This is a genomic window from Paenibacillus eucommiae (assembly GCF_017874215.1).
Classification (GTDB): Bacteria; Bacillota; Bacilli; order Paenibacillales; family NBRC-103111; genus Paenibacillus_AI; species Paenibacillus_AI eucommiae.
The window spans coordinates 81801-100749 of sequence record NZ_JAGGLB010000022.1; the positions used below are offsets into that span (position 1 = coordinate 81801).

The following is an 18949-nucleotide window of genomic DNA, read 5'->3' on the forward strand; positions in this document are numbered from 1 at the left end:
CCATTACCTCCTTGATTCATAATCTTGTTATTGTTGTTAACGCTTACTATCATAACAAATGAATCATAGCATTTTCTTTAGCCCTGTTTGTTAATCCATTGTTCATTTTTTGCGGTTAAAATAGAGGGTCTGGTATTCGCTTGGGGAAATGCCAAAGTTATTGCGAAATGCTTTACTGAACGAATGGATCGAATTATAATGAAGCTTTTCGGCTATTTGCGTTATATTTAAATCGGTGCTCTTCAGCCATTCAACGGCCTTCTCAAAACGCTTGCGATTGTAGTATTCCTTGATAGTGAGTCCTACTTCTTTTGGGAAAATATGAGATAAATGTGAATAGCTATAGTGAAGCTCAGCTGCTATCTGGGAAAGCTCTGTTATTCTATGAAGGTTGGCATCAATATAATTTATGACTTCGTAGACAGTCTGTCTGCTTTCATCTGTTTTGGGCTTAGGTGCATACCCGGTTTCCCAACTGTCATAAAAACTGCGATAACCCAGCACAATGATTTGCTGCAAATAGGTATTAATCATAAGCGTGGAGTAATTCTTTAAATTAATCAATTCGTTAAAAATACTTATAAAAGGCATATCTATGCCCAAATTATCCTGTACCAAGGGGATTGTCGTTTGATCAAACATTTTGCGCATATGCGTCATTGCATGCTGTCCATCTGTCTCGTTATTAAAGTTGAAGCCAACATAAAAGTAACGAAAAGGCTCCATGGCATCTGCCTTCCCATCATGTCGCTCACCTGGAAGGCTAAGGAAAATATCGCCCTCCCGCACGGGATAAGCCTTGCCATTCGTATAGAATGTACCCTTTCCTGAAACTACGTAGCTGATTTCATAGCAGTATTGAAAGTGGTCACCTATCGTGTATCCCCCTTCACAGCTTAAATCGCCAATCTGATGCAGAAGGAGGGATTCATACAGCTGAGGATTCTGGTGGTATAAGTTGTCGAAATGGAATTTGAATTGTTTGTTCACATCATCGTTTCCTTGATTGATCTTCATTTTGATTGTCCTCCAGAATTGAACGGTTAACATCACTGTAACCCATAGTATAGGGATTAGATTCGTTTGTGACAACCTTTGGAAGAGCATCCATCTTTACAAGTCAATCTTGCAAGTCGTTACGATCCCTATCTATATTCGCCCCTCTCCAAAAAATGCAAAAAGGGCCCCTATCTTTGCTTTCGCAGAGAAGGAGCACCTTATTCATAAATATTGTATTATTTCAAGCTTCCAACCGGAATCCAAGTATCATAGCTCTCCAGTGCCTTTTGCCCTGCCTCAATCAAAGCCATGATCTCCAACGTCTCTTCCTTCGGCACAGGTGGCGTGCCTGTTTCAAAAAAGTCCAGCATCGCATGAATCAGCCGCGGAAAAATATCCGAGCACTCACTTATAAATGCCCCTTCCCCGTTCTTCAGCTGCAATAATACCTGAAAAGGCGCTGCGGCCATCTGAAGCATAGAGCCACGCCGGCCATCGGCATACGCTACTGCGAGCAGCCTGCCTTGCTCCGATGACAAGCTTTTGATTTTTTGCGCGCCCGTTCCCATAAGGGAAACCAGCATTTCAAACTGATGCACCGAATAATTTTCATAATGTCCAGGTCCTGAGACTGCCGTGTATTCCAGGGAATCACTGTTCACCTTGTCATCAGGATAACTTGCAAGCTCTTTGGCGAAACGCAGCGCAGAGCTTGAAAATAAAGGCGTGCCGTGCTTTTCCGCCAGTTCAAACATCCTGATCCCAGATGACAAATCTGGTGAAAAGGTTTTGTCGATATACACAGGCTTTCCTGACATCAAAGGAATTCTGGCCAGTCTTTCATGATGTTCCGGATTGTCCGGCGAAAGCACAATGATGTAATCCGACTTCTCTACAAGCTCTTCTATGGACATGATTCTCTCCACACGATTCTCGCGGCACCAGCTGTCTGTATCTATACCGCCTTCACGGTCTACTTCAGCCCAGGCGTAAGCCACATCGCAATTACGGCCTAGTGCTGCTGCGTTTTCCCTGATCCATTCGGGGTATTTATGGGCATGCCATTCGTCTAGGTAAAAATCAATGAACCCAATTTTTTTCATAGTGAAATTTCTCCCCCCAGTTCAGCTGACTTATACAGGGCATCGATCACTGCAGAAGTAAGAATAACATGATCTATGCTTGCCCTATTTTTCTTATTTTCCTTCGCGGCATTGAGGAAGCTGTCAATTTCATCATAGAAAGGATCCGTTTTGGAAAAAGTAGGAAGGATTTCATGCAAGACCCCATTTTTAGTTGAATATATTTTGAAATCGCCCCCGTACTGCAGCTTGATACCGCCCTTATCCCCCAGAAATTCAACGAACATAGCCGATTCTCCAATATTTTGTGCCCAAGCCCCGTTCAGGCTGATCGTTGGGCCTTCCGTGCGGATCAGTCCTGTCACGAAATCCTCTACATCATAAGTTCCGTTGTAGTCAGGAGGGCCGGCCCACATGTCGATGTAGGCATATTGCTCCATATTCTTGCCCAGTTCTCCATGCACAGCCCCGGATACTGTCTTTACTGCAGGTTCTCCTATGCTATAGAAGATCAGATCAAGGAAATGGATACCCCAGTCGATCAGTACCCCGCCGCCGGATATGGCCTTGGTCGTAAACGGACCACCTAAGCCAGGTATGGAGCGGTGCGCCCGAAAAGAGCAATAAATATGGTACAACGTACCGAGCTCTCCCTCATCAATCAGCTGCTTGATTTTATTGACTGCCGTATTAAAGCGGTTTACGACTCCGATGCTAAGGATTTTTCCGTTCCGGTCGGCTGCTGCTTTCATTTCCAGTACCCGTTCGAAATCAATGGCAGCAGGCTTCTCACATAATACATGCTTACCGGCATTGAGGCATTCAATAGCAATGGAGGCATGCGTATGATTTGCCGTGCAGATGGATACAGCCTCTACTTCCTCGTCTGCTAGTATGTCTCTGAAATCAGTTGTTGTATAGGGAACTTGGTACTGTTTGGCGAGCTCCATAGCCCGGTCCTGTCTGATATCTACCAAATATTTAATTTCCGCCAGCGGATTTTTATCATAGGACGGTATGTGCTGAGAGCTCGAAATCATACCACAGCCTATTACTGCCACTTTCATTTTAGCCAAATTCATTACCTCCCAATATTATTGTTACCGCTTACTATCATAACAAAATAAGCGGGTAAGGCTCTTTAACCCTTTTTGCTTTTGTATTGTTCATTTTTTGCGATCCGTTTAGAGGAAATGAACAAAATAACTAATCAAAACACGCAAAAGACATACAAATCTATACCATTTGTATGTCTTTTGCGTAAGCCGTATTAAATTTATTTATTTAAATGATTGAATGAATTCAACCGCTCTGCGGATGTCTTGCTCCGGCTGATCACTTACTTCCCGCTCAATCGTTAAGTATCCGTTATAACCAATGTCCTGCAGCGCTGCAAAATAAGCTTTGAAATCCACTTTCCCTTCTCCCAGAGGCAATTCTCTGAAGGAAGGGCCGCTGGAAGCTTGCGCCGCGATATCCTCATGGCTCATTGGAGCATGGCCCAGGAAGCCGTACACATCCTTGGGGTCCATCTCCCGCAGGCGGATTCCATCTTTGACATGCGTATGGACAATATAGTTATGCAGCAGGCGGACGCCCTGCACCGGATCATCGCCAGTCACCATCACCATATTCGCAGGATCGAAATTGACAGATACACCATTGGTTGTCAGAGAATCCAGAAATGTCTTCAGCGTAGCTGCCGTTTCCGGACCTGTCTCGATCGCAAAGAAGGCGTTCATACTATGCGCATACTGACTAAGCTCTTCACAGGCAGACTGCATCGCACTGTATATGCCAGACTGCCGATCGTCAGGAACGATACCTATATGTGTAGTCACAATATTCGTTCCCAGATCCATAGCTAGATCCAGAATCCGCTTGGATTTATCCACCTTCGCCGGATTGGCCGTGATATCCTGAAATCCATGGCCGCCAAGATCACCACAAAGTGCGGAAATTTCCAGGCCAAGCGATGCGATATAGTTTTTCAGCTCTTTACGGGCTTGCGGCGATAAGTTAGCCGGATCCATCTCTCCACTAGTTGCGTAAATCTGCACACCGTCAGCACCAACGTCTTTGGCTTTTTTCAAGCCTTCCCTTACTCCGAGGCCGAAGCTTTCAACCATAACCCCAATCTTGTTCGTTAATTTCATAAAAGCAACCTCCTTTTCTGCTAAAACTGGATTTCTATACCTTTTTCTGCTGACTCGTAAATGCCGCAAAGAATCTTCATCATTTCCACGCCGTCTTCAACTGGACTCAGCGTATCGGCATTGCCTTGGCAGCTGTTAACGAAATGACCGATTTCATTAGCAAAGCCTTTGATAGCATCAAAGCCAAGCTGATCCACCTGTGGTGTCAGATTCAGTATCGTATCATATTTTTCGGTGATGATTTGCAGCTCCGGCTCAATCTCGGCTCCACCCTTGTCACCGTATATTTTCACGCCGATTTCATCCTTCAAAGCATGCATGGTGAAGCTGACATCTACCATCAGGGAAGCACCGTTCTCAAACCGGATCAGCGCATTGGCCAAATCCTCTACATCATTAACATCAGGATTATAGTCGGCTGCTTGATAAAAGGATAAGTTCTGGATATTCGCCCGATTTCCGAGCTTTCGGTATGTGTTCCCGCTAACCGATTTCACTTTGGGTTTGCCCATCAAGTACCAGCAAATGTCAATGACATGAACGCCCAGATCAATAAGCGGTCCGCCGCCTGATTTCTCGATATCTGAGAACCAGCCACCGGGATTGCCTAAGCGCCGCAGACATGAAGCTTTGGCATAATAAATCTCACCAAGATCACCAGCATCAATAAACTTGCGAAGAATTTGCGTGTTGTCGGCATAACGTCTAACAAATCCTACCTGGAGTACTTTACCAGATCGTTGTACGGCCTCTTCCACCAGCTTGGCTTCTGCGACTGTTTTGCAAAGCGGCTTTTCACAAAGCACATGCTTTCCTGCATCCAGCGCGGCAATACTAATTTCCGCATGCGAATTGTTCCAAGTACAGATGCTTACCGCATCAATGTCTGGATCTGCGAGTAGCTGCTTGTAATCCGTAAATATTTTGGCGGCACCAAACTGCTCGGCCTTCTCCTTAGCACGTGCTTCGTTCTTGTCACAAATAGCGACAAGCTCTACTTGCGGGTTGTTAGCATAGGATTGCAAATGAACAGATGAAATTGAGCCGGCGCCGATAACGGCAATTCGTAATCGTGTAGTCATGATATGTGATCCTCCTTGGTATGTAATACTCATATATCATATCAAAAAAAGCAGGAAGGCCTCTTTAACCCTTTCTGCTTTAGTATTGTTCATTTTTTGCGATTAATATAGAGTGCTTGATATTCGGTTGGAGAAATGCCGAAGCTATTGCGAAATGCCTTGCTGAATGTATGAATCGATTGATACTGAAGCTTTTCGGCAATTTGGGTAACATTCAAATCCCCATTCTTCAGCCATTCAATTGCTTTCTCGAAGCGCTTGCGATTGTAGTAATCCTTGATCGTGAGCCCCACTTCTTTGGAGAAAATATGCGATAGGTATGAGTAGCTATAGTACAGCTCAGCAGCTATTTGGGGAAGCTCCGTGATCCTATGCAGGTTGACATCAATATAATTAATGACTTCATATACGATCTGCTTTGTTTCATCCACCTTGGGCTGAGGCTCATACTGAGTTTCCCAACTCTCATAAAAGCTGCGGTAACCTAACACAATGATCTGCTGCAAATAGGTATTAATCATAAGCGTAGAGTAATTTTTCAAATTAATTAGTTCGTTGAAAATGTTGATAAAGGGCACATCTATGCTCAGATTATCCTGTACCAAGGGCTTTTTAGTTTGATCAAACATTTTTCTGACGTGAGTCATTGCATGCTGTCCGTCTGTCTCGCTATGAAAGTTAAAGCCTACATAAAAAAAACGAAAAGGCTCGGCCGCATCCGCTTTGCCATTGTGAAGCTCACCAGGAAGGCTGAGAAAAATATCTCCCTCCTGCACCGGGTAAGCTTTGCCATTCGTATAAAAAATACCTTTACCGGAAACCACATAGCTGATTTCATAGCATAATTGCAAGTGTTCACCGATGGTGTAGCCTGCCTGACTGCTTAAATCACCAATCTGATACAAATAGATCGACTCATACTGCTGAGGATCATAGAAATAAACATTATCGAAATGAAATTTTATTTGTTTATCTGCATTTTCATTTTTTCTATTGATCTTCATTTTCACTGTCCCCCAGGAATGAACGGTTAAGCACCGCTGTAATCAATAGTATAAGGATTAGAACGCTTGGAGACAACCTCTGGGGAAGTCAAATGTCTTGCGACGTCCTTCGATGAGCGTGTTCATTTGATGAGGGTGTTCATTACGATGGTGCGTTGCGGAGGGAATGGCTGTGGGCTCCAGCCGCTGTTAAAGATTTGTTCCTTTAAATGGGATGGATGAGGAGGTTGGAACAAATGCATGTTAACCTTTCAACATTGAGCGCGCGCCACCCCTACTGCTACTTTAGCGATGTTTTTCATCGCTAAAAGCACCAGGTCCGCTCCACATCCTTACTTTAACGATGAAAATCATCGTTAAATCCCTGTTATCCAACCAGATGGTGGCGTCTGACCTCTTTTAACGATGAAAAACATCATTAACGTGCTGATTGACCTGAAAACCCTTACTTTAACGATGAAAAATATCGTTAAGTGGGGTACATGCTCATTTCGGCTGAGTGCGGGCCGCTACTAGGCTGCTACTATGCGGCTGCTAACGTTCATCCTCACACATCCCTTCCCCGTCCCTCCTTCTCAGCTACAAAGTGCCGAATGTACCACGCTCAGAAGGACTGACAGCAGACGTTTATTTCCTGAATGAAAGGGATAGCGGCCATAAGGAAAATCTGCGATTAATTTCTGATTCGCTCAGAGAATTATTTCACAAAAAAAGCCAGTATACGATTGGGTACCGTGTACTGGCCACTTACTCTTTATACAACATTGTATGAGTGCTATTTGGCTTCAGTCTGCTTAACAAGCTCCGAAAGTTCATCCAGACAAGCTCTGCTGATCATTTTACCTTTGAAATAAATGAGATCTTCGGCATTACCGGAAAAAATACAAGCAGGCTCGTATTTCTTAAGCATGATTCGTTCGCCATCCACATAGATCTCCAGCGAATCCTTCTCCTCAATGCCTAATGTACGACGCAATTCAATGGGAATTACAATACGTCCCAGTTCATCTACTTTTCTGACAATACCTGTCGATTTCATATATATTCACCCTTTACCCTAAGTGTAATCTAATAATGACAAATATGAAGTACGACAATATTCGACATACTTCTTGTAATTATTACATTTAACTTGAATTCTACCTCTGCAGGCTTTTTCTGTCAACTTTTAATCATAGTGGGATACTTCTTTTTGGTGTCATTTGATGTGCTATTCATTACGGGGGGGCATGGGGAGGGAATGGATATGGGCTCCAACTTCTGTTAAAGTCGCGTTCCTTGTATGTACTTGGTATATGTAATTTCTTCTTTCTTTCTTTTGTTCCACACTCAATAAGAAAAAGACACCTTACATGGCTAGTAAGATGCCTGGTGCTTCTATACCGCTTTGTTCTGGATCTAATTGAAAACAACTGTTTTATTATTATGAACAAGGACACGATCTTCCACATGCCAAGCAACTGCTCTGGCGAGCACGATGCGTTCAATATGGCGGCCGATACGCTTTAAATCCTCTACATTATCGCGATGGCTTACACGCTGTACGTCTTGTTCAATGATCGGACCTCCGTCGAGCTCCTCTGTCACATAATGGGCGGTGGCGCCAATGATTTTGACACCCCGGTTATGCGCCTGAGCATACGGCTTGCCGCCGACAAAAGCAGGCAGGAAGGAGTGATGGATATTAATAATCCGGTTGCTAAAATGCTGCAAGAACGTTGGCGAAATAATCTGCATATACCTCGCCAAAATGATAACGTCAATATTCTCTCCAACGGCATCCAGCTGCTTTTGTTCAGCTTCTGCCTTGGTATCGGCCGTCACAGGGATGTGTATAAATGGAATGCCAAACGGCTCCACTAATGGCTGCAAATCGGGATGATTACTAATAACCATCGCGATATCCGCATCCAGATCTCCAGCACGCCAATGCCACAGAAGCTCCAGCAAGCAATGATCCTCTTTGGAAACAAAGATCGCCAAGCGCTTCTTCCGGCTGGCTAAAGTTATCATCCAGTCCATCTGGAATCTGGAAGCAACGCCTGTGAAATCGGTTCTAAGCTGCTCCACCCGGCTTGAGATCTCCGGCAAATCAAACTCTATGCGGATGAAGAACATACCGCCCTCAGGATCCATGGTATACTGATCCGATTGCAAAATATTAGCCTCATGCTCGTACAAAAATTGCGATACCGCAGCTACAATACCTGATTGATCCGGACAAGAAATCAGCATCCTTGCGCGGTTTTGTGCCGCATTCCTTCCTGCGGGGGGAATGCGATTAATAATTTGACTCATGTGTAGGTTTCCTCCTATGACTGTTAAGCGAGCCGTAGTGCATTCTTTCCGGCCAACCAAATCGTTAAGCGTTGATTAATTTGCTCTTCTGTTAATTCAGGAAACAGACGCTCTTCTACGATCGTGTCGTACAAGCGCTCCATAGGCTCGCGGCTGTCTTCTTTTTTCGCTTTTGCATCTGTCTTTAGCAATTCCCAAGTGTTCAATACAAAATCCCGATGGGCTATGCCTTTTTTGTCAAACATGAAATCGATTCGCTCTACTTGGTCCAGAAATTCTCCGCCAAAGCGTTCACTAAGGTTGCCGCTCAGCAATGCAATTTCCGCTTCATACATCGGACGCTTCGTTTTCTCTTCTTTACCAATCCAAGGCGTTTCAAGAATCATCGGCAGATGCAGCAGCTTCTCATGATGTACGATGTTATTCATCGCTTCGTAGCCGATCCAGCCTGAACCTACTGGGGTATGACGGTCTTTACTGGCGCCGCGCGGATTTTTGCTGTCGTTCAGATGAAGGACCGCAATCCGGTCCAAACCAACAATTCGGTCGAATTGCTCCAGTACGCCCTCCAAATCATGCACAATATCATAACCAGCGTCATGCACGTGACATGTATCGAAGCAGATGGTCAATTTTTCATTATGAGTCACTTTGTCTATAATTGCAGCCAGCTCTTCAAAGCTTCTGCCAATCTCGCTACCTTTGCCGGCCATTGTTTCCAAAGCAATATTGACATTCGTATCCTTAACTCCATCCAGCACGGCGTTCAAGCCTTCAGCGATACGGGCAATTCCATATTCCGCATCTTTATCGGTAAAAGCACCGGGATGCAGAACAATATTGCGTACACCTATATAATCGGTTCTCCGGATTTCTTCCTGCAGAAAGTTCACAGCAAGCTCAAACGTGCTTTCCTTGTAAGAGCCCAGATTAATAATATAAGGCGCATGAACTACGATTTCATCAATCCCGCCCTCACTCATCAATGCTTTGCCTTCTTCAATAAATTGTGATTCAATTGGCTTGCGCCGGGTATTTTGTGGAGCTCCTGTGTAAATCATAAAACTAGAGGAACCATAGGTTGCGGCTTCTTGCGCAGCATTCAACAATCCTTTATCTGAAAATGATACGTGCGATCCTATCTTTGGCATGTTATTGCTCCTTTTCTATCAATCTTTACTTGAAGGTGCTACTTTACTATTTTACAAGGAATGTCGCAAGAAATCTAGAAATAAGGTATAATTCTTAAATATAAAGTAAATGTATACGAGGTGACATTATAGAATGGATGATGTAAGCAACTCTTTTTTTATGTGGTTCATTATATTTTGGGTGTGTCTGCTAGTTGTGTTCATGGGAATCGGCGGCTTTTTTATGTTCCGCAAATTTCTTAAGGTGCTGCCGAAGGAAGACGGAAAGTCCAAGCTGGATTGGCAAAATTATTACGTGGAATCTTCCAGACATCTGTGGACAGAGGAATCCAAAAGCTTTCTGGACCGCTTAGTTTCACCAGTCCCCTCTCCCTTCAGGGATATCGCCAAGCATTCCATTGCCGCCAAAATTGGTGAAGTAGCCCTAGACGAAGGTGCATCCGAAGTAACGCGTGACCACTGCATCAAAGGTTACATTCTGGCGACGCCGCGGCGTGATTACAAGAGTCTGATTTCCTTCCTCGAAAAGCAAAAAATTGATTACAGTGCTCACCAAAACCTGCTGAACTAAAAACAACCTGGCCTAGGCCAGGTTGTTTTTGTGCTGTACCACCCCAAAAAGGTATTGCTGCCTTTCATTCGCTAATTCTTTTCAAGCAAGCGTTCGATCTCCTCTTCATTCAGCTTGGTCAGTTTGGCAACCATCGAGATATCCAGCCCTTCTTTCAACATGTTATGAGCGACTTCGATCTTCCCCTCGATCTTGCCTTCAAGCTTGCCTTCAAGCTTTCCTTTCAGTATACCTTCCCGTTCGCCATCCTTCCAGACTTTGGGATCGATCAGTGTGTCCCACATTTTATTGACCTCCTCGTTTAACTCAGGATACGGATCGTCTCTTCAATTAAGCCTTTTTTCGATAACCTAAATGATAAAATAGGTCTTTAGGCTATCCAAAACATCTGTTATACTAACTCTTACAATAGAATGGCTATAAGGGTGGTCGGCTAATCTCCCGGAAGGGAGGTGATGCTATGGAAGTATACCAGGCTTTGACGCTGATGATTTCATTTGCGGCTTTGGTTGTGTTGATACTTTCTTTCCATAATAGGAAATAGACCGCCCTGTGAGAAGGTTAACGGTCTATTCCTGACATAACACCTATTTCAAGCCACCGCCCTTAAAAGCGGCTGTTGTGCTTGGGAGTCGGTTACCGCCGATTCCCTATTTATGTTTATTATAATACGAATAATTTATACATGCAATAAATTAGTGCGGATCTATAATTTGGAAGCGAGAGCAATTCGAATATTCCTCCTTATCCGATTGCCTGTCGCCTGTGCATCTACCCGATCTGCAGCTTGATAAAGCGGATATTACCGACTCCATCCTCTACAGCCCAGAAGGAAATATACCAGGAACCGTCCTGCAGCCGGCAAATACTTGGAGCTCCGAATTTCAGCACGGTGAAGTTCCCTACCATATCTTCGCTGCTTGAGGTTAAATTCGTAATCCGGTTACCCCACAGCGCTATTTGCTCTTCATTAATCCACTCACCGCCCTCAAGGTGTGAGATATTAGCCCATAATCCAGGCTCATCCATTCTGCGGTATACAGTTAACAGCCGCCCATCGTCAAGCTGTGCCACATTTAAGGTTTGGCCGTACAAGCCTGTGGACTTAGGAGATGAGAATGGTTTGCCTCTCCCATCGCTAACAACGTATTGATTAGGCAAGTCGCGCGCCTCATGCTCATTATAGGCCCAAGCGGCAGCAAGCAGCCTTCCGTCAGCCAATTCCACTATTTTGGATTCCCAATAAATAATCTGGTTTTGATCATCCACCATAACATCCTGATAGGATGGCCATGTCTTTCCTTGATCGTCCGACTCCAGAGCGACCATTTTCATTCCGTTCGGGCAGTATCCATCCCAGCCTCTCCAAGTGGAGGTCGGCAGCAGCCAGCTTCCGTCGCGCAGCGGAACAATGGCTGAGGTCATTTCAAAGCTGGGTCCGACGAGCGGAGGATCAATCTGCTCGGGAGCATCCCAGGAAGCTCCACCGTCCCGTGAACGGAAAAGCAGCAATTCAACCTCAACAAACCCCAGATTTTCTGGATTAGCCAGGCCCTGACCTGTACGGGAACGATCATGACGGATCACGAAAGCGACGACTTCTCCATCCTTTCCATGTGAAAGCCTGGCAGCTTCTGAGGTCACACGATCCGGAGTGCCCGGGTACAGGCGACCTTCGAAATTCCAAGTCTCGCCCTGATCCTTCGAGCGGGCCAGACACGTGTGCAGATCCTCCGCCTCGAAAGCTTGACCGATGCAGAATGACGCCAGCAGCTCACCATTATCCAATTGTATGACAGAAGGAAAATATGCCTGTTTACTGTACACATGCGGCATCGGATTGCGGTACAAAATCCCTTCACTAACACGTTCAATAGTTGGGTTCGTCATCATGATCATTCCTTTTCATCATTTTTGTTTCATAATTGTATTTGGTAAGTATATACTATGGTCTAACCAATATTAATATAGCACAACTCAAGTGCCGGATCAACGAAAATATATCCGGCTCTTTCTTGCTGCTCTAAGGGTCTATCAAGTGTTTTCTCAACAACTGCTTGGCTTCCTCAAGATGTCCATCCTGCAATAATTGCAGCAGCTCGAGATGATCCCGAATGGTCGGGTTGCGATCTATTTTCCTGCCTTCATTTGTATGTAGGATAAGTCTGAAATAATCGTGAATTACAGATACCAGTTGATCGAACAAGTCGTTATTCGTCAGCTTCAGCAGTTGCCTGTGAAAGTCATAGTCATACTGCACGAATTCCGCCAGGGAAATGTCAGCATTCTGCGAATTCGCCACGATATGCCGAAGCTCCTCGTAATCCTGTTCCTTCGCATTAATGACAATATAATCTAGCGCGGCTAGCTCCAGCATCATTCGAAAACCAACTAATTGATCATCCTGTTTAGCTCCAGGTCCCCATAATGAAACGATTTGCTGAAAAAAAGCGGTTAAGTTTCGTTCAGCAATAAACACACCTTTGCCCTGAATTTTGACGATCATTCCCAGAGTTTCAAGCTGATTAAGCGCCTCTCTGACAACCGTCCGGCTCACCTGTAATTTCTCGGCAAGCTCTCGCTCTGTAGGCAGCTGGTCACCGGGATTCAATTGCCGGTCTGTGATATATTTTTTTATTTGTTCGCTGGCCATTTGGCTTAGCAGGTTGCGCTGCATCATGTCCATGTTTCAATCTCACTCCTTAGCTCCCCATGCATCTTCAAGCGGCAGCAAATGCTGTTGAAGAGATTCTTTCGCTTTAACGATATCGCGGGAATGTATCCAATGCAAAATTTCCTTATGTTCCTGCAGTGACTTCGGGCTTGATTGCACCTTCTCAGGCTGCTGCTCCTGCTCCGCATTTTCGAAAAAACCATACAGAAAGTCACTTAACTGAAACAACATTTCATTTCCCGATGCCTTAAACAGCGCCCTGTGAAATTGGAAATCTTCCTCTGCCGGGACGCTCCCCTTGCGTATTTTCTCTTCCATCCGCAGGATCCAGGCTTCCATCGGGGCAATCCGTTCAGGCTCATAATCGTTGATCGCCATTTCAATAGCGGCCATTTCAAGTATTTTGCGGACAGCCAGCAGCTCCTTCATCGTCTTGGGACTCCGCTGCCAATGAAACGAGATTTGATCCGTAATATCTTTAAGCGAGTGATGTGCCACATAAATGCCATCACCTGGCTTCAGTTCCACAACCCCAAGCACTTCCAGCGATTTGAGAGCTTCCCGAACAACGGTCCGGCTGACGCCAAAGCGTACAATAAACTCCTTCTCAAATGGAAGCTTATCTCCAGGCTTCAATTCATTATTTTCGATAAATGCCTTTATGCCTTCACTAACTTGTTGAGTCAGCGTTTCTTTTTTGATGCTTTGCATGATCGCCCTCCTTTCAAAAGATATACACAAGCGGATACGATACATTGTAGCGCATTAACGAAGGAAAAAAAAGCAGGGGCTCTCATCATCGCAAGCTTTTTTTGATATTGCAGCAGCGCCTGCCAGCCATTGGGTACATCCATGAGCGGCTCCTATGCTATAATAATAAATAAAATAGCAAAGGCGGCATACAGGATGAAGCAAGTTTTCCAACGGGTATTTAACGTTCGCCTTACTTTAACAGGTAAAATCATCGGTATTTTGTCCCTCGTATTACTAGTTACATCTTCTGCAACCGCACTCATTACTTACCGGCTTCATACCAATATTGCCGAAAGAGAAATTAGCGAGCAGTTTTCTCAGCGGGTTGAGCAGGTGTCTGCACGTATCGACTTGCGTCTTCAGGATGTTTACCGGGTTGCTGATCAAATTGTGTTTCATAATCAGGTGGAGCATTATCTCGAGCAGTCCAATAGGGATATTCCCCCCGACTCCGGGATGCGTACTGAATTGAACGCTACTTTGAATCAATTCGTTTTTAGTGTCCCCAATATGATAGCGATGTACCTGTTTGATCAAAAGGGCGGTTATTTCATGCCCAGCAACTCCTCCATGAATTATGAATTTGGATTAAATGCCTATTCTCAGATCGAGGAGCTGCTGGCTGATTCCGACGGGGAGCTCGTCTGGCTGAGAGGCTCCACATTTGGTTATAAAATCAGCTACGTCAACGAGCTGACTAAAAATCCGGTTATCGTTGCGGCACGCTGGTTAAAAGGCAAGGATGCCCAAACCAATGGTGTGCTTGTGATGGTGATGAATCAGAGCATTCTTGCCAACGAGCTGAACAAAGTCATCAGAGGCAACGAAGGCAGGGTATATTTGCTGGATAAGCAGTCGAACCTGCTATATACGGATGAGAACGATCCGGACAAGGTTTCACTGCCGCTGCTTCGCTCCGTTTCTACACGCTCAGCCAACGTCAAGCAGGTAAACAATAACCCTTATTTGTTCGCTCACGCCGAAACTGCTCAAACTCATTTTCAGCTTATCAGCAGCATCTCGATGGCCGAAATACGCAAGGAAAGCCATATCATTCCACAAGTTACATTAATAAGCGCCCTTGTCAGCATTGTTATTACCGGTATTCTTGTCGTATTTACAACGCAGCGTCTGTTGCTGCCGTTAAAGCAGCTTGTTCGCGGCATGCGGCGGGTTGAGGACGGCAATCTGAGCGCAAGAATCCGGATTCATACTAATGATGAGCTCGCCTTTATCGGTGAACGATTTAATTCCATGCTCGACTATATTGACTTGCTAATTATTGAAGGCTACGAGAAGCAGCTGCGGGAACGCGAGGCTGAGCTGACAGCGCTGCAGGCACAGCTAAACCCTCACTTCCTGTATAACACACTCGATACGATTCACAGCAGATTGTATTTGCAGGATGACAGGGAAACCGCGAATCTGGTCATTAATCTGTCCGACATGCTGCGCTATGCGCTTGAGCCCGCAACTACACAAACCGTGCTCAGTGCTGAACTGGAGCAAGTCAGCAATTACCTGAGTCTTCAGAAGGCACGCTTTGAAAATAATCTGTATATCTCTGTCGAAGCTGATGATAATGTTCTCCACTGCCCCATTATCCGTATGCTTGTGCAGCCGCTTGTGGAAAATGCCTTTGTACATGCATTCCGGGATGTTACCGGACGGAAGGAATTGAAGCTGCGTGCTTTTCGGAATGAGGAATTTCTGGAGATAGAGATTAGTGATAACGGCTGCGGTATGTCGCCTGATGAGCTTCGGGACGCCACATTGCCCCGCTCTGCTGACCAACATCTGGATGCTGGACCGCAAAGGCAAAAGATAGGACTGCGCAACGTAATCCGCCGGATCGAGCTCGTCTATGGCTCCCCTTACCACCTGGAAGTAAAAAGCGATTTAGGCGCAGGTACGGTTATACGCCTTCTGCTTCCTTATCATGAAGCTCATGACCAGGAAAGCTCGCATGCAAAAAAGTAAAGCAATTGAATGGAACATGCCATTTATTCATAAACTTATACGGAGAGGCTCTTCGTAAGCCGATAGGAGAATACATCATGATAGGAACAGTAATGATTGTTGATGATGAAACGCTGGTACGGAAAACACTTCGTAAAATGATAGAATCGAACCAGACTGGATTTACGGTTATTGCAGAAGCTACCAACGGACAAGAGGCCATTGAGCTTATCCATGAATGGGAGCCGGATCTGATCATAAGCGACGTGCGCATGCCCTTATTGGACGGCATCCAATTGGCCGAATGGGTTTATACGGAAAGGCCTTCGACCATGGTTATCATTTTGACCGGATATCGTGATTTCGAATATGCTCAGGCTGCCCTGCGTTATGGAGTGCTTGATTTTCTGCTCAAGCCCTGTCCCGAGCAAGAAGTATGCAGATCTCTCAAAAAGCTTCATGGCCGCTTGAGCCATGCGAAGCACACTGCCCGTATTGAAGAGGAATTTGTTGAAGAGAACACTATTCGTTCCTTATTTTATAGACTTCCCTGCAATCCTCAAGCTGTTAAAAGACTGTACCCGAAGCTGGCAGGGTCGACACTTTGGCTTGTGAAAGTCAATCATTTTTTTCCAGCTACCAAAAGCTACACATCTTCTGATCTCTTCCTGCTCCAGTTTGCTGTGAGCAATATCATTCAAGAACTGATCGAGCCCTTATTCGAACATTCAAGAATTGTGCTTATTCGTTATGATCGTTATGCCATCTTTCTGGGAAAGCCACGCAGTCAAAGCGATAAACAGACCGACGCTTTGCTCGACTCCATTAGCGGGAAAATCCAGGAGCTGCTCGATATTGCCGTGACTCTGCAGGCCATGGGCCGGGTAGAACGTCTGGAGCAGCTGCCTGTTTTGTCCGAAAGCGCCAATCCACCGAGCTCAACTCCCGACAGTCAAACAACGGAACTTCCTTCTTCGCAAGATTTCACCTTGAATCATAGCAAGCTTCAATCTATGGAAAGCCAGTTTATGTCCTACATCGTACTAGGACAGATTGAGCTGCTGCAACAAAATCTAACCGAACTGCCCATAAAAGTAAATCAGCTCCCTGTTGAAGAAGCACGGCTTGATGCACTGGCTGCAGCGATTACGCTTCAGTCTATTGCACGCAAGCATTTCAATGCGGAGAAGATGCCTTTTGATTTCGAGCAGGAAATCAGCCGCCTGCACCAATATAGCAAAGCGGAGCAAATTGGAGACTGGCTGGAGCCAAGTATCCATTACTTCGATAGTGCTCTGGAACGCTGGGCGGGCCGTAAGCAGATCAGTGTACGCGAACGTGCTGTAGCTTATATTGACCGTTTTTTCATGGATCGGTGCAGCTTGCAGGATGTCGCCTCACATGTTTACCTGAACCCGAAATATTTCAGCCTGCTTTTTAAACGTGAAACGGGGCTTGGCTTCAATCAATATGTAACTCAAGTCCGCCTGGAAAAGGCCGAGCTGCTGCTGAGCAATACGAATGACAAGATGACAGAAATCGCCCGCGCCGTCGGCTATGATGACCCTAATTACTTCTCTACCGTATTTCGCAAGAAGCATCGCATGTCTCCAAATGAATTCCGCCGCCTGCATCGCCCGTAGTAAAAACAACATATGAACTGATTTTTTTCAAGATAATCATGACCAAATTCAAGGTTTTCCTACTTGCAATCCGTTATATTTATTTCTGTAGCAGAACTAATGACTGGGAGGGTTTATATGAAAAAGAGAATGAGTTTACTCGCTTTAGCGCTAGTTGTTATTACGGTTCTCGTATTATCCGGTTGTTCCAAAGATGGAACGAAGGATGGTGGATCGGCTAGCACGACACCTACAACATCAACTAAGCCAGAGGAAAACAAGCCATCAGGTAAGGATCTAGTCATTGAGTATTGGTCCACACCAGCCTACAAGAACGTGCTTGGTGATGCAGATCCGAACTATGGTGACTGGGAGCAATTGAAGGTTGCTGAGTTTGTAAAAGAAAACCCGAACGTAAAAATCAATTTTCAAATGATCCCATCCGATGAGATTGAGCAAAAGGTAACCATTGCCCTAGCGGGTAATAACCCTCCTGACATCTTACTAGATGGACTTGACCGCCGCTTGATGAAATATGTTAAGTTCGGCAAAAATGAGCCTATGGATGACTTTATCTCAGAAAATGCTGCTGACTTCAACCAAGATGCTCTGAAGCAGCTATCCAAGGATGGCGTGCTTTATGGAATTCCAACACATACGAGTGTAACGCTCGGGTTTATTAACAAAAAGCTTTTCGAAGACAAAGGTCTGGAGAAGCTGATTCCGGAAAACCGTGAATGGACCTACGAAGAGTGGCGTGATGCTATGAAACAAGTTAGCGGCAACGGCATTTATGGTACTGCCCTATATGCAGGTAATGAGCAAGGCGATGAAATGAGCTCCCTTATGTACCTGTTCGGCTCTGGTGTTGATCAGTGGAATGAGGATAGCACAAAAATCGTTATGGACCAGTTTCCGGAAGCTCCAGGAGTTCTCCAAATGTTAAAAGACATGGTTGCAGAGGGAAGTATTGCACCAGGTCCTGCTACACTGAAAGCCCTTGATGTGCTTGAAATGTTCAAACAAGGAAAAATCGCTTATATGGCATGGTCACCGGCTGTTTACAGCCTCGTTGAAAATGGTAAAAAAGACGGTTCAGTAAGCCAGAACGTCGAAACTTATGGTATTGTACCGATTCATAAAGAAGGTTATTCACCAAAAATTCCTACAGGACTTACAGGGTATACCGTATTCAAACAGACTGACAATGAGAAACGCGAAATGATCAAGAAATTCATGAACTTCATGGTTTCTGCAGAAAACGCTCAACTTCTTGCAAAGTCCATTAATGCTGTTCCATCCCGTACTTCCGCAGCTTATGAATATCCATATGCGGATATGGTCGATGCAATGAAACTTATCACAAAGCTATCCCCTGTTAACATGGGTAAAGCTTCCCCAGCATATGCTGAAGTTCGTCAGCAATGGTATCCAGCTCTGCAAGCTATGTTCCTTGGACAAAAGACACCAGAGCAAGCCATTCAAGAGTACACCAAAAAAGGAAATGAAGTACTCGCCAAGCAAAAGTAAGCTCTATTCATTCACGACCCGCTGGTTGACTTGCGCATGCATAAGTCAACCAGCGGATTTCCTAATCA

18 protein-coding genes are annotated in these 18949 nt (G+C 45.0%); 5 read left to right on the forward strand and 13 right to left on the reverse strand.

All coding sequences use genetic code 11. From position 1 onward, the window contains the following. Positions 1-102: 102 nt before the first annotated feature. From J2Z66_RS26760 to J2Z66_RS26800, 9 genes are all read right to left on the reverse strand, one after another. Positions 103-1017 carry an AraC family transcriptional regulator gene (locus J2Z66_RS26760; protein WP_209975808.1) on the reverse strand — a complete coding sequence of 305 codons (915 nt, stop codon included), beginning with the start codon at positions 1015-1017 and terminating at the stop codon, positions 103-105. Positions 1018-1235: 218 nt separating this feature from the next. Next, on the reverse strand, positions 1236-2102 hold the full coding sequence (locus J2Z66_RS26765) for a Gfo/Idh/MocA family oxidoreductase (RefSeq protein WP_209975809.1): 867 nt from the start codon (positions 2100-2102) through the stop codon (positions 1236-1238). After that, on the reverse strand, positions 2099-3163 hold the full coding sequence (locus tag J2Z66_RS26770) for a Gfo/Idh/MocA family protein (RefSeq protein WP_312894787.1): 1065 nt from the start codon (positions 3161-3163) through the stop codon (positions 2099-2101). The genes J2Z66_RS26765 and J2Z66_RS26770 overlap by 4 nt, the downstream gene beginning before the upstream one ends. A gap of 198 nt (positions 3164-3361) precedes the next feature. Continuing rightward, on the reverse strand, positions 3362-4237 hold the full coding sequence (locus tag J2Z66_RS26775; protein ID WP_209975811.1) for a sugar phosphate isomerase/epimerase family protein: 876 nt from the start codon (positions 4235-4237) through the stop codon (positions 3362-3364). Positions 4238-4257: 20 nt separating this feature from the next. Further along, positions 4258-5319, reverse strand: a complete 1062-nt coding sequence (locus J2Z66_RS26780) for a Gfo/Idh/MocA family protein (protein ID WP_209975812.1) — start codon at positions 5317-5319, stop codon at positions 4258-4260. An 89-nt stretch (positions 5320-5408) separates the two neighbouring features. Next, positions 5409-6323: an AraC family transcriptional regulator gene (locus tag J2Z66_RS26785; RefSeq protein ID WP_209975813.1), complete on the reverse strand. Its 915-nt coding sequence runs from the start codon at positions 6321-6323 to the stop codon at positions 5409-5411. Positions 6324-7098: 775 nt separating this feature from the next. Beyond that, positions 7099-7362: an AbrB/MazE/SpoVT family DNA-binding domain-containing protein gene (locus tag J2Z66_RS26790; protein WP_209975814.1), complete on the reverse strand. Its 264-nt coding sequence runs from the start codon at positions 7360-7362 to the stop codon at positions 7099-7101. Positions 7363-7721: 359 nt separating this feature from the next. Then, positions 7722-8621, reverse strand: a complete 900-nt coding sequence (gene purU, locus J2Z66_RS26795; RefSeq protein ID WP_209975815.1) for a formyltetrahydrofolate deformylase — start codon at positions 8619-8621, stop codon at positions 7722-7724. 23 nt (positions 8622-8644) lie between these two features. Continuing rightward, the gene (locus J2Z66_RS26800) at positions 8645-9772 is read right to left on the reverse strand and encodes a deoxyribonuclease IV (protein WP_209975816.1); all 1128 of its coding nucleotides are present in this window, start codon (positions 9770-9772) and stop codon (positions 8645-8647) included. Positions 9773-9905: 133 nt separating this feature from the next. Here J2Z66_RS26800 and J2Z66_RS26805 point away from each other — a divergent pair, with 133 nt between their 5' ends. Further along, positions 9906-10343 carry a DUF2621 domain-containing protein gene (locus J2Z66_RS26805; RefSeq protein WP_209975817.1) on the forward strand — a complete coding sequence of 146 codons (438 nt, stop codon included), beginning with the start codon at positions 9906-9908 and terminating at the stop codon, positions 10341-10343. 71 nt (positions 10344-10414) lie between these two features. Here the strand turns inward: J2Z66_RS26805 and J2Z66_RS26810 are convergent, their stop codons facing one another. Next, the gene (locus J2Z66_RS26810) at positions 10415-10627 is read right to left on the reverse strand and encodes an Rpn/YhgA-type helix-turn-helix domain-containing protein (protein WP_209975818.1); all 213 of its coding nucleotides are present in this window, start codon (positions 10625-10627) and stop codon (positions 10415-10417) included. A gap of 176 nt (positions 10628-10803) precedes the next feature. On the opposite strand from J2Z66_RS26810, the gene J2Z66_RS42975 reads away from it, so the two are divergent. Beyond that, positions 10804-10887 carry a putative holin-like toxin gene (locus J2Z66_RS42975; protein ID WP_281068892.1) on the forward strand — a complete coding sequence of 28 codons (84 nt, stop codon included), beginning with the start codon at positions 10804-10806 and terminating at the stop codon, positions 10885-10887. A gap of 227 nt (positions 10888-11114) precedes the next feature. On the opposite strand, the gene J2Z66_RS26815 is transcribed toward J2Z66_RS42975, so the two are convergent. From J2Z66_RS26815 to J2Z66_RS26825, 3 genes are all read right to left on the reverse strand, one after another. Then, positions 11115-12236, reverse strand: coding sequence for a sialidase family protein (locus tag J2Z66_RS26815; protein ID WP_209975819.1), 1122 nt, complete (start codon positions 12234-12236; stop codon positions 11115-11117). A 130-nt stretch (positions 12237-12366) separates the two neighbouring features. Beyond that, the gene (locus tag J2Z66_RS43545; RefSeq protein ID WP_209975820.1) at positions 12367-13029 is read right to left on the reverse strand and encodes a FadR/GntR family transcriptional regulator; all 663 of its coding nucleotides are present in this window, start codon (positions 13027-13029) and stop codon (positions 12367-12369) included. A 9-nt stretch (positions 13030-13038) separates the two neighbouring features. After that, positions 13039-13728 (reverse strand): FadR/GntR family transcriptional regulator, encoded by a 690-nt coding sequence (locus J2Z66_RS26825; RefSeq protein ID WP_209975821.1) that lies wholly within the window; start codon positions 13726-13728, stop codon positions 13039-13041. A gap of 195 nt (positions 13729-13923) precedes the next feature. On the opposite strand from J2Z66_RS26825, the gene J2Z66_RS26830 reads away from it, so the two are divergent. The 3 genes from J2Z66_RS26830 to J2Z66_RS26840 all read left to right on the forward strand — a co-directional run bounded on the left by J2Z66_RS26830 (position 13924) and on the right by J2Z66_RS26840 (position 18881). Then, complete coding sequence (locus tag J2Z66_RS26830) at positions 13924-15750, forward strand: cache domain-containing sensor histidine kinase (protein ID WP_209975822.1); 1827 nt, start codon at positions 13924-13926, stop codon at positions 15748-15750. A gap of 77 nt (positions 15751-15827) precedes the next feature. After that, on the forward strand, positions 15828-17372 hold the full coding sequence (locus tag J2Z66_RS26835) for a response regulator transcription factor (protein WP_209975823.1): 1545 nt from the start codon (positions 15828-15830) through the stop codon (positions 17370-17372). 117 nt (positions 17373-17489) lie between these two features. After that, positions 17490-18881: an ABC transporter substrate-binding protein gene (locus J2Z66_RS26840; RefSeq protein ID WP_209975824.1), complete on the forward strand. Its 1392-nt coding sequence runs from the start codon at positions 17490-17492 to the stop codon at positions 18879-18881. The last annotated feature ends 68 nt before the right edge of the window (positions 18882-18949 follow it).

Excerpts from the sequence above, each read along its gene's own strand:
- J2Z66_RS26760 (WP_209975808.1), bottom strand. The coding sequence starts at position 1,017 with ATGAAGATCAATCAAGGAAACGATGATGTGAACAAACAATTCAAATTC.
- J2Z66_RS26765 (WP_209975809.1), bottom strand. The coding sequence starts at position 2,102 with ATGAAAAAAATTGGGTTCATTGATTTTTACCTAGACGAATGGCATGCC.
- J2Z66_RS26770 (WP_312894787.1), bottom strand. The coding sequence starts at position 3,163 with ATGAATTTGGCTAAAATGAAAGTGGCAGTAATAGGCTGTGGTATGATT.
- J2Z66_RS26775 (WP_209975811.1), bottom strand. The coding sequence starts at position 4,237 with ATGAAATTAACGAACAAGATTGGGGTTATGGTTGAAAGCTTCGGCCTC.
- J2Z66_RS26780 (WP_209975812.1), bottom strand. The coding sequence starts at position 5,319 with ATGACTACACGATTACGAATTGCCGTTATCGGCGCCGGCTCAATTTCA.
- J2Z66_RS26785 (WP_209975813.1), bottom strand. The coding sequence starts at position 6,323 with ATGAAGATCAATAGAAAAAATGAAAATGCAGATAAACAAATAAAATTT.
- J2Z66_RS26790 (WP_209975814.1), bottom strand. The coding sequence starts at position 7,362 with ATGAAATCGACAGGTATTGTCAGAAAAGTAGATGAACTGGGACGTATT.
- purU (WP_209975815.1), bottom strand. The coding sequence starts at position 8,621 with ATGAGTCAAATTATTAATCGCATTCCCCCCGCAGGAAGGAATGCGGCA.
- J2Z66_RS26800 (WP_209975816.1), bottom strand. The coding sequence starts at position 9,772 with ATGCCAAAGATAGGATCGCACGTATCATTTTCAGATAAAGGATTGTTG.
- J2Z66_RS26805 (WP_209975817.1), top strand. The coding sequence starts at position 9,906 with ATGGATGATGTAAGCAACTCTTTTTTTATGTGGTTCATTATATTTTGG.
- J2Z66_RS26810 (WP_209975818.1), bottom strand. The coding sequence starts at position 10,627 with ATGTGGGACACACTGATCGATCCCAAAGTCTGGAAGGATGGCGAACGG.
- J2Z66_RS42975 (WP_281068892.1), top strand. The coding sequence starts at position 10,804 with ATGGAAGTATACCAGGCTTTGACGCTGATGATTTCATTTGCGGCTTTG.
- J2Z66_RS26815 (WP_209975819.1), bottom strand. The coding sequence starts at position 12,236 with ATGATGACGAACCCAACTATTGAACGTGTTAGTGAAGGGATTTTGTAC.
- J2Z66_RS43545 (WP_209975820.1), bottom strand. The coding sequence starts at position 13,029 with ATGGACATGATGCAGCGCAACCTGCTAAGCCAAATGGCCAGCGAACAA.
- J2Z66_RS26825 (WP_209975821.1), bottom strand. The coding sequence starts at position 13,728 with ATGCAAAGCATCAAAAAAGAAACGCTGACTCAACAAGTTAGTGAAGGC.
- J2Z66_RS26830 (WP_209975822.1), top strand. The coding sequence starts at position 13,924 with ATGAAGCAAGTTTTCCAACGGGTATTTAACGTTCGCCTTACTTTAACA.
- J2Z66_RS26835 (WP_209975823.1), top strand. The coding sequence starts at position 15,828 with ATGATAGGAACAGTAATGATTGTTGATGATGAAACGCTGGTACGGAAA.
- J2Z66_RS26840 (WP_209975824.1), top strand. The coding sequence starts at position 17,490 with ATGAAAAAGAGAATGAGTTTACTCGCTTTAGCGCTAGTTGTTATTACG.